Origin of the sequence: Staphylococcus sp. HMSC070D05 (assembly GCF_001815595.1) — a bacterium.
Classification (GTDB): Bacteria; Bacillota; Bacilli; order Staphylococcales; family Staphylococcaceae; genus Staphylococcus; species Staphylococcus hominis.
Genome location: NZ_KV821155.1, coordinates 1 through 12,869 on the forward strand (window position 1 = coordinate 1; position 12,869 = coordinate 12,869).

Sequence of the window (12,869 nt, forward strand, 5' to 3'; positions counted from 1 at the left end):
TAGCTATATTTTTTTACTTTGCAACAGAACCGAAAATAATCTCTTCAATTTATTTTTATATGAATCCTGTGACTCAATGATTGTAATATCTAAAGATTTCAGTTCATCATAGACAATGTTCTTTTCAACATTTTTTATAGCAAATTGATTAAATAAATTCTCTAATTTCTCCCGTTTGATTTCACTACCATAGATTATATTATCATTGATATAGTCAATGAATAATGACAAATTATCACTCATAACAGTCCCAACCCCTTTATTTTGATAGACTAATTATCTTCATCATTGTAAAACAAATTACACCCTTTAAATTTAACTCAACTTAAATATCGACAAATTAAAAAACAATAAAATTACTTGAATATTATTCATAATATATTAACAACTTTATTATACTGCTCTTTATATATAAAATCATTAATAATTAAACAAGCCTTAAAATATTTAACTTTTTTGTGATTATTACACATTATCTTATCTGCTCTTTATCACCATAAAAATAGAAAAAACAAGATTCCTAAAGAATATAGGAATCTTGTTTCAGACTGTGGACAAACTGATTTTTTATCAGTTAGCTTATTTAGAAAGTTTTATTTAAATTACAGTTTCTATTTTTATTAGATCACAATTTTATTTTAGCTCTTGTTCAAGTAATCATTTTTCGCCAAAAACTTTATACTGAATAGCTTCTACATTAAATACTTTGTCAATGAGATCATCTACATCTTTAAATTCAGAATAATTTGCATATGGATCTATAAAATAAAATTGTGGTTCTTTACCGGAAACATTAAATATTCTTAATATTAAATATTTCTGCTTATATTCTTTCATAGCAAACATTTCATTTAGCGACATAAAAAATGGTTCCTCAATACTAGAAGATGTAGATGTTTTAATTTCAATAAATTTTTCTACAGCTTTATCTGTATTTGTTGGATCAAAAGCTACTAAATCATAGCCATGACCGTGTTGAGAGCCTGGATTATCATTTAAAATATTCCTAAACTGTTCTTTCTTATCTTCGTCTATTTTATTATCAATTAGCTCATTAAAGTAATTTAGCGCTAATTTTTCTCCAACTTTACCGGTTAATTTATTCTCTTTATTTGATTTTTCAATTTCTGAATCATTTTTAGTAGTCTTTGATACACCTTTTTTATATTTTGGAATTATTCCTTTAGGTGCTTCCACTTCCTTGAGTGTCTTATCTTTTTGTGCTGTTCTAATTTCTTCAATTTCGCTGTCTTCCTGTATTTCGTCTATGCTATTGACCAAGCTATCATAGGATGTTTTTGTAACTTTTGAAGCTAATTCATTAAATAGTTCTAAAAATTTCTTTAAATCCTCTAGCATATCTTCTTCTGTGAATCCTTCATTCAAATCATAATATTTGAATCTTATTGATCCATGAGAATATCCTGATGGATAATCATTTTTTAAATCATAAGATGAATCTTTATTTTCTGCGTAATAAAATCTTCCAGTATTAAATTCATTTGATGTAATATATTTATTGAGTTCGGAAGATAAAGTTAATGCTCTTTGTTTTGCAGCATTTTTATCCCGCGGAAACATATCACTTATCTTTGACCATCCTTGATTCAAAGATAAGTATATGCCTTCTCCTTCCGGATGAAAAAGATATACCAAATAATATCCATCCTTTGTTTCTTTTGTTATATTCTCATCATATATTGAAATCCAAGGAACTTTACTATAGTTCCCAGTAGCAACCTTCCCTACAACTGAATATTTATCTTCTTTTATATGCACTTTTAACTGCTTGGGTAACTTATCATGGACTAAAGTTTTATATAGATCACCTTTATCCCAATCAGATTTTTTAACTACATTATTGGTACGTTTCTCTTTAATTAATTTAAGGACCTGCATAAAGTTGTCTATCATTTGAAATTCCCTCCTATTATAAAATATATTATGTCTCATTTTCTTCAATATGTACTTATTTATATTTTACCGTAATTTACTATATTTAGTTGCAGAAAGAATTTTCTCAAAGCTAGAACTTTGCTTCACTATAAGTATTCAGTATAAAGAATATTTCGCTATTATTTACTTGAAATGAAAGACTGCGGAGGCTAACTATGTCAAAAATCATGAACCTCATTACTTATGATAAGCTTCTTAAAAACATAACAGCAATTCACATAAACCTCATATGTTCTGATACATTCAAAATCCCTTTATGAAGCGGCTGAAAAAACCGCATCATTTATGATATGCTTCGCCTCTCATAATCTTAAATGCTCGATATACTTGTTCGATTAAGACGACGCGCATCATTTGGTGTGGGAAAGTCATTTTGCTAAATGAGAGTGCGTAGTTGCTGCGATTTAAGACGTCTTGATGAAGTCCGTTTGATCCCCCAATGACGAAGACGAAGTCACTTTGTCCTTGTGTCATACGTTGTTGGAGTTCTTTAGCTAAACCTTCCGATGATAACATTTTACCTTCTATTTCTAATGTAATAACGGTGGCTTGTGGTTTAATTTTGGCTAATAATCGTTGTCCTTCTTTTTCTTTAACTTTTTCAATCTCTTTGTCACTCATAGTTTCAGGTGCTTTTTCATCCGGCACTTCAATCATCTCAATTTTAGAATATGCTCCGAGTCTTTTTTCATATTCAGCAATCGCTTGTTTCCAGTATTTTTCTTTTAATTTGCCGACAGCTAAAATAGTAATCTTCATTATAGTCCTCCGTGTTGATAATAGTTATTCGACTTATCCACAAGTTATCAACTTGTTAACAGAATTCCCTCTAATTATAACAGGAATGTATATAAATTCTGTGGAAAATTTAATATTTATCTACAAAAAATGTCAAGTACACACTATTTTTGTGGATAAGTCTGTGTATAATGTGAGTATTTCTGTGTGTATTATTCACAATAGTGGATAACTTCCTTTAAATTTGGGGATAACTTCACGACAGTCTTTTATATTTATTCACAGATTCTAGTTAAATAGCACTATTTATCCACCTTTTAATGAATATTCATGTATAGTCCAAATTGTTAGATAATAACTTTAATTTTTCCAAAAAAAGAGCTTAATAAAAACCTCATATTTCCTTAAGGTTTCATTAAGCTTCATACTTCTTTTCAATTTTATAACGTGTAAATCGGTGTCGCTTGTGCTTTATCTGTATCACATAATAATACTTCTTTTTCAGTATCGATATCATGTTCATTTAATACTTGTCCAACACTCATGCGTGCCAAATCTTTCATATTATTATCACGAGATAAATGTGACAGATAGATACGTTTCGTATGACCTGTAATCACATCCGCCATCGCATGTCCTGCATCTTCATTTGACACATGTCCCATATCACTTAAAATACGCTGTTTCGTCTTCCAAGGGTAACGACACATGCGCAACATATCCACATCATGATTACTTTCAAACATAAATGCATCACTACCTTGAATCATACCTTTCATTCGGTCTGACACATAGCCAGTATCTGTAATCATTGTAAATTTTTTATAGTTATTATGGAAAATGTAAAATTGTGGATCAATCGCATCATGAGAGACATTAAATGATTCTATATCAAAACCTGCAATGGATTTCGTTTCATACGGATTGAAAATAAATTTTTGATCCATTGGAATTTTATCGTCTTTTTTCTCAATCGCTTTCCACGTTTTTTCATTCGCATACACGGGCAAACCATATCGACGTGCAATGACACCTAGTCCTTTAATATGATCGCTATGTTCATGTGTCACTAGGATGCCATTCAGATTCTTTATATCTCTATCAATCTGACTAAATAAATTTTCCATCTTTTTACCCGTAAGACCGACATCTACTAATAGACTGCCTTTCTCACTTTCTACATAAGTCGCGTTTCCTGTACTACCGCTTGCTAATACGCTCATTCGAATCAAGATGGTTCATCCTTTCTCATTATCTTAAATTTAATTATTTAGAGTGCCTTCAGTCTAATTATTTTATATTTACTTTTTTTCTAAAAAAATATAGTTTCGAACTTGTATCTTTGTTCGAAACTTTCCGCTCTAAAAGTACTTTTATAGTATACTATACCAACCTGTAACGAGAAATTCCAATTCCCTGTTTATATTAAATATGTAAGAACAAAACAACGGGCAAATTTGACCGCCATTTTGCTCTATTTAAAATGACTCACTTTTCTAGTTATCAATCACTTTAGGATTGACTGAAGTGGCTTCAACATAATATTTTTTCGTTTCTTCTTTACCTTTATGTTTCACTTTGATTTCCCAGTTTGCTTGTAGTAATTGAACGTTGGTTTCTCTTACTACTGAGTAATATCCTAGTCTAGCATCTAATACGTCATCGCCAGCTTTTAAGTAACGATTGAAATACAAGCTTTCAATTGCTTTCCGCGGTGTAATCACTTGCTTCTTAGGATTATTGTCACCTTTTGCAGGTTCAATTTTACTCATTACTGTTTGTTTATACATGGTCGCTTTACCATCGTCTATATTAAAGCGCAGGCGTGCTTTATTGTTATTAAGCAATGGGTACCCATCATATGTTTGTTCGTAAGTGACTGTATTTGAATTCATATCGCCAAGTTGATAGACCTTACCATTATAAATATGATTGATAATGTAATCTTTTAAATCACTAAGATTACGATCGCTTACATTTACAGTATTGTCTACGTCACCGCTTAACGTGAAACCAGAATCACTTGTTTCTAATGAAGATTTATTTTCAGCGTATGATTTAAAGTTTTTAGAAGTAGCAGTAATCATTTGCATTTTCGTACCACTTACATCTTTATTTAATACATCTTTCGATACTTTAATCTCTTCTTGTTGAAAGTTGACTTCATTATCGCTTTCAGTTTCGTTAATTTGCGATTTGGTCACCTTATTAATATAAATCAGAATGAGGAAGATATTGACTAGAACAAACACGAAAATAAACAGTGTTTTGGTTAGTTTCCAGTTCATTTATTCAAGCCTCCCATCCTGATATACATACCACTCACCATCATACTCAACATACCACGTTGGAATAAATTCACTATTCCGTTGTACTTCGATGTCATCTTTATCTGGCTTATCATCTTCTTTATAGCCAACGATCATATTCGATACTTTTTCAAAATCAATATCATGATTATTTGCAAGTGACGCACGCACCGTTTCCAAACTATCTAATGATGTCGTTGCACCGTCTAAAGGTACACTTGAGCGTAGAAGGGCACGTTTATAGTCATAAATTCCTTTTTCTCCCCAAGTCACGTTAATTTCATTTAACTCCTGGTCATTAAATGTAGGATGTCCATTGAGGAATAATTGATAGGTTAATTCTCCTGAAATATGATCCGTATTGAACAAACGGAAATCATCGTTAAAGAAGCCACCATGGTTATTAATATATTCAAATGTACTTGGAATAGACGTAACCATATCTTTCGAACCTGATTCATCTTCCGATAAGTTTTTATAATGATATTTTTTACTATCATCATTATAGTTTGCGACGCCGGTATTATTATTATATGTGGTCGAACCACTTTTTCCGCTTCGAATAATGACAGAATCATCAAATAAAATTGAGTTCATCGTTTCCACTGAAATCGTGTCATATACCATACGATATGAGCGTAGATTTTTTGGATGTTTCGGCGCAAAAATATGCGTTGATTTATCAATCGTCGTCTTATTCGTAATCACTTCAGAATAGGTTTCCATATCTTTTTCTAAATGATGAATGGTTTTAGTAAATGGCTTTGCCTTCGCATTTATCGTCACTTTCATGACTTGTTGATGATGTTTACTCAGCGCATATAATTCTAAATCACCCTTAGTATTTTTATCCATTAAAATTCGATTAAAGCTAAAATGTTTAGGGATCTTAGCTGAGTTATTAAGTACTTGACCTAAATAAGTTGTTAATGGCATATCATACGTAAAATCCAATACGACAAAATCATGATCTAATATCGGGGATTGCAAGTTATACCCTTTTTGCATCAATTCTACTTTACTCACTTCATGATTTTTGAGTGGGTCAATAACTTGAGCAAGTTGAGATCTTGATGGTGCAAATCCTTTAACTTTATCTCCATTAACTGACACAACTTGATAAGGTGAAATCACTGTGTCCATCTCTGCAGCTAAAGGTTTACCAATAGTTTTAGTATTATTTTTTTTACTATCCGCGCTGTCTAAATTATTTAAATCTGGAGTAAAGTTCCAAATCATATACGTAAGGACAATACTCATCATGACTAAAAGAAAAAGGATAACTGATTTAATATGTTCCTTACTGTTCATCCCAATCACCGTCGTCTATCACTTCACATGGAAGTGTAATAAATATCGATGTGCCTTGTCCTTCAACACTGTTTGCCCAGATACGACCATTATGTGCTTCGACAATTTCTTTTGAAATGGCCAGTCCAAGACCTGTACCACCCATTTTACGTGTACGTGCTTTATCTACGCGGTAGAAGCGATCAAAGATTTTATCTACTTTATTAATTGGAATACCGATGCCATTATCTTTAATACGAATGGTCATTCGATTATAAAGTGCATTTTGTTTCACGTGGAACTCGACACGTTTATCTCCACGAGAATATTTCATCGCATTCGTAATGACGTTATCAAATACTTGTGTCATCTTATCCGGATCTATTTCTGTGAAAATTGTCTCATTTGGAATTTCACGTACAAACGTTGTATCTTTCGCTGTCATTTCATGTCGATTTATAATTTTATTAATAAACATATTAAAGTCGACAATTTCTTTTGTAATTTGTTCTGTCTCATTATCCATTTTAGATAATTGAAGTAAGTCATTGACCAGTCGAATCATACGTTCTGTTTCTTCACGTGTAACTGAAAGGAACGATGGCGCAAGATTTTCATCTTTCCAAGCGCCTTCTTCAAGTGCTTCAATATAACTGTTCATTGATGTTAATGGCGTACGTAACTCGTGTGATACATTGGCAACGAATTCGCGACGTTCACGTTCCACTTGTTGTTGTTCTGTAACATCGTGTAATACGGCGATATAACCATTAACAAATCCCGTATCTTGTACAATCGTGCTAAAGTTGACACGTGCAATAATACCTTCTTCTTCGTTCATATCAATTAAGATACTATCATTATTCTCTTGAATTTCTTCTAACGAAAAATCGCCTTCTATTTTTAAAACATTTAGCATGTAATAACCAATGAGGTCTTCTTTCGCCATACCTAACATTTTAATCGCCATATCATTCACAATACGAATACGACCACGTCGATCCGTCGCAATGATACCATCACTCATATGTGTAATGACAGAATCGAGTCGACGTTTTTCACTTTCTGTATTCGCTTGGGCTTCTTGTACACGTTTAGAAAGGTTATTAAACGCAAGCGCAAGTTCACCAATTTCATCATTACCATAAATCTTAACACGCTGTGTATAGTTCCCTTTCGACATTTCAACTGTTTGGTTACGCATATCTGTAATCGGTCGCGTAATCGTTCGCGCAATAAAGAAACCGAGTATGACCGTGATAAATAAGGAAATAGCCGTACCAATAATAAAAATTTGATTGATATTGTTAAGCTGGTTATATACATCATTAATATTTGATTCTATGTAAATATTACCTATTACATCATTGCTATTCTTAACTGGCAAGTTGTAAATCCAAATCCGTTCTTTACCATTACCATAGTCTTTTAAGACGTTATGACTATTTGCTTCGCCAAGGGATATTGCTTTTTGAACAGAATTATCATTCACTTTTTGATTAATTAAGCTATGTGAAGATAACTTAGCTGTAGCCATTATAATTTGGTCTTTATCAATAAAACGGATTTCTTCAATCTCTTGGCGATTAGCGTATTCATTCAGTAGCGATTGAACTTCCTTTTGTGCATTTGAAGGATTATCTTTATAAATACGCTCAATATTGACTTCGAGTTGTGTCGCATATTGTTTAATATTCTTCATGAAATTATTAGTTAATTCTTTTTCTAAACTATTAGTGAAATACAGACCAATAATCTGCATTCCAATAATAATCAGTAAGACATAAACAATAACGAGTTTTGTGTGAAGGGATTGGAGTTGTTTCAGCCACTTCATCGTTTGCAACTCCTAATCATGTTGTTGGAGAAAGTATCCAACGCCTCGACGTGTCACAATATATTCTGGATGAGATGGATCGTCTTCAATTTTTTCTCTTAAACGACGAATGGTTACATCCACTGTACGTACGTCTCCAAAATAATCGTAGCCCCAAACCGTTTGTAGTAAGTGTTCACGTGTCATAACTTGACCCATATGTTTTGACAGATAGTGGAATAATTCAAATTCACGATGTGTTAATTCAATATCCTCACCACGTTTTTTAATTGAATAGGCATCGGGATAAACCACGATATCTTTAATCGCAATTTCATTCGTCGTACCTTCTGATTCTTGCGCAGGTTGAGCATAGTGACGTCTTAAGTTTGCTTTCACACGTGCAATTAATTCACGTGTACTAAATGGTTTCGTCACATAATCATCAGCGCCTAATTCAAGGCCCAATACTTTATCAATTTCTGAGTCTTTCGCTGTTAACATAATAATTGGCATTTCGTATTTTTTACGTACTTCACGACATACTTCCATGCCATCGCGACCAGGTAACATAATGTCTAACAATACGATGTCTGGCTCTTCTTCATAAATTAAATCGACGGCATCATTACCATCATAAGCGCAATGAACTTCATAGCCTTCTTTTTTTAAATTAAATTCTAAAATATCCGCAATTGGCTTTTCATCATCAACTACAACAACTTTTCTAGCCATATCTATAAACCTCATTTCTCAAATTGTAGTTTAAACCTTAATGTTTATTATATTTTGAGTAAAACATTAACTGTATTATATGGCGCTATCTTACGTCTTAACGCACGTTTATCTACTATATAATTTAACATTAATATTCACTTAATTCTATTTTCATATTTAAAATTATAGAATAACATTAATTTAAAGTTTACCACGCTCGTTTTATATTACAAATAAGTTGAGTTCCTTGAATATTGGACAAAAGTCGTAGGAAGATTGAAACGGTACATTGTTACAAAATGATGATAGCGGATAGTCGTTGAAAATTAAGAGTGATATATAAAAGATGTATAAAAAAAGAGAGAAATATTAAAAATATATTGCGACGTCATCTATTTGTAATACACACATCGTTTTACTCATGATAACGTCTATATATTTATAAAAATAAAGACGCCATATTAAAAAAGCATAAAAAAAATGCCTACCCTTTTGGATAAGCAATACGGTCTCGACGGGAATCGAACCCGCGATCTCCTGCGTGACAGGCAGGCGTGTTAACCGCTACACTACGAGACCTAAAATGGTGACTCCTACGGGACTCGAACCCGTGTTACCGCCGTGAAAGGGCGGTGTCTTAACCGCTTGACCAAGGAGCCTTTCTTAAGCACAAGATAGATTATAGCATAGCTTTTATTTTAAAGACAAGAACTTTTTTACATAATTTTAATATTTTTTTATAATTCCTTAATTTTTAGAAAAAAAGAGTTATATTGAAGGTAGATTACGTGAGAATATACGTTTTTTCTTTACTTTTACATTATCAATTCAAATTTAAATGATACGGTTATTATTATCTTATTTGATGTATATAAAAAACGTTGCTAAAGTGAGTCACTTTAACAACGTTAGATGTATACCAATAAATATTTTGTTATTAACGGACTTCGAAAAGCAACCCTCTCGTCAATCGTATGCTCATCTTAAAATCAAACATCGATTTACGCTCTTAGCACGTTATTGCTCTAGGTCTATACGCTTTTCTTACCATAATTTTTCTAATAGATTTGTTTGTTCACGGTCAGGGCCTACAGAGAAGATTGAAATATGAACGCCACATAATTCAGAAATACGTTCTAAGTATTTACGTGCGTTTTCAGGTAATTCTTCTAATGTACGACAACCTGTAATGTCTTCTGTCCAACCAGGTAATTCTTCGAAGATGGGTTTACAACGACGTAATTGGTCTAAGTTTGCTGGATATTCTGTGATTGTTTCACCATCTAACTCATATGCTGTACAGATTTTAACCGTATCTAAACCTGTTAAAACGTCAATAGAGTTAATAGATAAGTCTGTAATACCACTTACACGACGAGAGTGACGTAATACAACTGAGTCGAACCAACCTACACGACGAGGACGTCCTGTTGTCGTTCCATATTCGCGACCTACTTCTCTAATATGATGACCATCTTCATCGAATAATTCAGTAGGGAATGGACCATCACCTACACGAGAGGTATAGGATTTACATACACCGATCACTTTAGATACGAAAGTTGGACCCACACCAGTTCCAACTGTCACGTTACCTGCGACAGGATTACTTGACGTTACAAAAGGATATGTACCATGATCGATATCTAACATAACTCCTTGTGCACCTTCAAATAAAACTTTTTCATCAGCTACGAAAGCGTCATCTAAAATTTTAGCTGTATCTGTAACGAATTCTTTTAAACGTTGACCAGCGGCATAGTATTCATCGAATATTTCATCAAAGTGTGGACAAGTTTCATTAAACATCCCTTTGAAATATGCATTTTTAATCTCAATATTTTCTTTTAAACGTCTTTCAAATGTGTTTTTTTCTAATAAATCAGCCATACGAATACCAATACGCTGTGCTTTATCTACGTAAGCTGGTCCAATACCTTTTTTCGTTGTACCGATTTTATTATCGCCACGACGACGTTCTTCATATTCATCTTGTGCTAAGTGATACGGTAAAATGACTTGCGCACGGTTTGAAATACGTAGATTGTCTGTAGAAATACCACGTTCATTTAAAGCGTCTAATTCTTTTAATAATGCAACAGGATCTACAACTACGCCATTACCAATCACTGCTAATTTATCTTTATAAAAAATACCTGATGGTACTAAATGTAATTTGTATGTTTCTCCACCAAATTGAATGGTATGACCTGCGTTATTACCTCCTGAAAAACGCGCAATCACATCTGCTTGTTCTGCTAAGAAATCTGTAATTTTACCTTTACCTTCGTCTCCCCATTGTGTCCCAACTACTACGATTGATGACATGTGAGCACCTCCAAAGTTTTCTCAATTAACCACTAAGTATTCTATCAATACGTTTCATATAATGCAAGTAAAAATCGAACATTAAAAATAGCATTCATATCAATCAAATCAATACGTATATTTTATTAAAAAACCTTTAAAATTGTTAATTTATCAGTATTTCAAGGCAGTTTTACAAATGTTTAATACACATACTTCACTTAACTTTCCTTTTCAAAAATAAAATAAAAACCGTACATTATTATTGAAAATAATAATAATGTACGGTAAAAATTTTTTTAAGACATCTCTGCATGTGCATAATCAATGTCTGTAAATTTATTATATTGTTTCATAAAGTGTAACTTCACTGTGCCTGTAGGGCCGTTACGTTGTTTAGCAATAATAATTTCAATCTCACCATTATCATCATTGGATTGAGGTTCGAAATGCGTACTATCTTCATCTTCTTCACCATCGCCTCGATTATAGTAATCATCACGATACAAGAAAGCAACAATATCTGCGTCTTGCTCAATTGATCCTGATTCACGAATATCACTCATCATAGGTCGTTTATCTTGACGTTGTTCTACGCCACGAGATAACTGACTCAGTGCGATAACGGGACATTCTAATTCACGAGCGATGGCTTTTAACGTACGTGAGATTTCAGAGACTTCTTGTTGTCTATTATCTGAAAAACGTGAGCCACTACCTTGAATAAGTTGTAAATAGTCAATCACAATCATATCAAGGCCATATTCTTGTTTAAGACGACGACATTTTGAGCGTAAATCTGTAATACGAATTCCTGGTGTATCATCAATAAAAATCTTTGTTCTCGATAATTTACCAACTGCAATCGTAAATCGATTCCAATCTTCTTCTGTCATTGTCCCTGTTCTTAAACGGTTAGAATCTACATTTCCTGAACTACAAATCATACGTGTCGCAAGTTGATCGGCACCCATTTCAAGTGAGAAAATACCTACTGTATAGTTATCTTCATGAGTGGCTACTTTTTGAGCGATATTAAGTGCGAAGGCAGTCTTACCTACAGAAGGACGGGCTGCTAAAATAATTAAATCATTTCTATTAAAGCCCGCAGTCATCTGGTCTAAATCGCGGTATCCAGTAGGAATACCTGGCGTTTGCCCACTATTTTGATCAAGTTCTTCTGCAGTCTCATATACTTGACCTAAGACATCTCTAATATCTTTAAATCCATCACTTTGACGGTTTGCTGAGAGTTCAAGAATACGTTTTTCAGCATCACTTAAAATAGCATCTAATTCAAGCTCATTATTATACCCATCATTTGCAATGCTATCAGCTGTTTGAATTAATCGACGTTTAAGCGCAAGATTAGCAACTATATTTCTATAGTATTCAATATTACGTGTCGTCGGTACATTATTCGATAATTCAGCTAAATATTGAGGGCCACCAGCCTCACTTAACGTACCTTCTTTCGTTAATTGTTCCATTAACGTGACTACATCAATCTCATGAGCATCTTCGTTTAAATTCATCATTGCTCTGAAGATGTGTTGGTGTGCACCTCTATAAAACGACTCAGGAAGTAATACCTCCTGAGTCGAACCTATTAATTCTGGATCTAAAATAATTGCACCTAAGACAGACTGTTCAGCTTCATTGTTATGGGGCATTTGTTTTTGATCATACATATTATCCATCAATCATTACACCCATCCATCTTAAAATTTTCGACA

10 protein-coding genes and 2 tRNA genes are annotated in these 12,869 nt (G+C 33.0%); all 12 read right to left on the reverse strand.

The window, feature by feature from the left end:
- Positions 1 to 3 precede the first annotated feature (3 nt).
- The 12 genes from HMPREF3046_RS08860 to dnaB all read right to left on the reverse strand — a co-directional run bounded on the left by HMPREF3046_RS08860 (position 4) and on the right by dnaB (position 12,833).
- Positions 4 to 243, reverse strand: coding sequence for a hypothetical protein (locus HMPREF3046_RS08860; protein WP_001282728.1), 240 nt, complete (start codon positions 241 to 243; stop codon positions 4 to 6).
- 414 nt (positions 244 to 657) lie between these two features.
- The gene (locus HMPREF3046_RS08865) at positions 658 to 1,914 is read right to left on the reverse strand and encodes an MrcB family domain-containing protein (protein WP_000566670.1); all 1,257 of its coding nucleotides are present in this window, start codon (positions 1,912 to 1,914) and stop codon (positions 658 to 660) included.
- Positions 1,915 to 2,235: 321 nt separating this feature from the next.
- Positions 2,236 to 2,715, reverse strand: coding sequence for a 23S rRNA (pseudouridine(1915)-N(3))-methyltransferase RlmH (gene rlmH, locus HMPREF3046_RS08870; RefSeq protein ID WP_070718812.1), 480 nt, complete (start codon positions 2,713 to 2,715; stop codon positions 2,236 to 2,238).
- A gap of 419 nt (positions 2,716 to 3,134) precedes the next feature.
- Positions 3,135 to 3,917, reverse strand: coding sequence for an MBL fold metallo-hydrolase (locus HMPREF3046_RS08875; RefSeq protein ID WP_100066513.1), 783 nt, complete (start codon positions 3,915 to 3,917; stop codon positions 3,135 to 3,137).
- A 273-nt stretch (positions 3,918 to 4,190) separates the two neighbouring features.
- Complete coding sequence (locus HMPREF3046_RS08880; RefSeq protein WP_070718815.1) at positions 4,191 to 4,982, reverse strand: two-component system regulatory protein YycI; 792 nt, start codon at positions 4,980 to 4,982, stop codon at positions 4,191 to 4,193.
- On the reverse strand, positions 4,983 to 6,314 hold the full coding sequence (locus tag HMPREF3046_RS08885) for a YycH family regulatory protein (protein WP_070718819.1): 1,332 nt from the start codon (positions 6,312 to 6,314) through the stop codon (positions 4,983 to 4,985).
- A complete protein-coding gene (gene walK / locus HMPREF3046_RS08890) occupies positions 6,304 to 8,130 on the reverse strand; it encodes a cell wall metabolism sensor histidine kinase WalK (RefSeq protein ID WP_070718822.1) in 1,827 nt (608 codons plus the stop codon). Before walK ends, HMPREF3046_RS08885 begins: the two co-directional genes overlap by 11 nt.
- 12 nt (positions 8,131 to 8,142) lie before the next feature.
- Positions 8,143 to 8,844 (reverse strand): response regulator YycF, encoded by a 702-nt coding sequence (gene yycF / locus HMPREF3046_RS08895; RefSeq protein ID WP_070718826.1) that lies wholly within the window; start codon positions 8,842 to 8,844, stop codon positions 8,143 to 8,145.
- Positions 8,845 to 9,332: 488 nt separating this feature from the next.
- Positions 9,333 to 9,405: transfer RNA gene (locus HMPREF3046_RS08900), tRNA-Asp, on the reverse strand.
- Between the two features lie 5 nt (positions 9,406 to 9,410).
- A tRNA-Glu gene (locus HMPREF3046_RS08905) sits at positions 9,411 to 9,485 on the reverse strand.
- 385 nt (positions 9,486 to 9,870) lie between these two features.
- Positions 9,871 to 11,154, reverse strand: coding sequence for an adenylosuccinate synthase (locus HMPREF3046_RS08910; protein ID WP_070718829.1), 1,284 nt, complete (start codon positions 11,152 to 11,154; stop codon positions 9,871 to 9,873).
- A 278-nt stretch (positions 11,155 to 11,432) separates the two neighbouring features.
- Positions 11,433 to 12,833 carry a replicative DNA helicase gene (gene dnaB, locus HMPREF3046_RS08915; RefSeq protein WP_070718831.1) on the reverse strand — a complete coding sequence of 467 codons (1,401 nt, stop codon included), beginning with the start codon at positions 12,831 to 12,833 and terminating at the stop codon, positions 11,433 to 11,435.
- Positions 12,834 to 12,869: the final 36 nt, after the last annotated feature.

What these genes read in the sequence shown, in the direction of transcription:
- HMPREF3046_RS08860 (WP_001282728.1), bottom strand. Translation starts at nt 243, where the DNA reads ATGAGTGATAATTTGTCATTATTCATTGACTATATCAATGATAATATA.
- HMPREF3046_RS08865 (WP_000566670.1), bottom strand. Translation starts at nt 1,914, where the DNA reads ATGATAGACAACTTTATGCAGGTCCTTAAATTAATTAAAGAGAAACGT.
- rlmH (WP_070718812.1), bottom strand. Translation starts at nt 2,715, where the DNA reads ATGAAGATTACTATTTTAGCTGTCGGCAAATTAAAAGAAAAATACTGG.
- HMPREF3046_RS08875 (WP_100066513.1), bottom strand. Translation starts at nt 3,917, where the DNA reads ATGAGCGTATTAGCAAGCGGTAGTACAGGAAACGCGACTTATGTAGAA.
- HMPREF3046_RS08880 (WP_070718815.1), bottom strand. Translation starts at nt 4,982, where the DNA reads ATGAACTGGAAACTAACCAAAACACTGTTTATTTTCGTGTTTGTTCTA.
- HMPREF3046_RS08885 (WP_070718819.1), bottom strand. Translation starts at nt 6,314, where the DNA reads ATGAACAGTAAGGAACATATTAAATCAGTTATCCTTTTTCTTTTAGTC.
- walK (WP_070718822.1), bottom strand. Translation starts at nt 8,130, where the DNA reads ATGAAGTGGCTGAAACAACTCCAATCCCTTCACACAAAACTCGTTATT.
- yycF (WP_070718826.1), bottom strand. Translation starts at nt 8,844, where the DNA reads ATGGCTAGAAAAGTTGTTGTAGTTGATGATGAAAAGCCAATTGCGGAT.
- HMPREF3046_RS08910 (WP_070718829.1), bottom strand. Translation starts at nt 11,154, where the DNA reads ATGTCATCAATCGTAGTAGTTGGGACACAATGGGGAGACGAAGGTAAA.
- dnaB (WP_070718831.1), bottom strand. Translation starts at nt 12,833, where the DNA reads ATGGATAATATGTATGATCAAAAACAAATGCCCCATAACAATGAAGCT.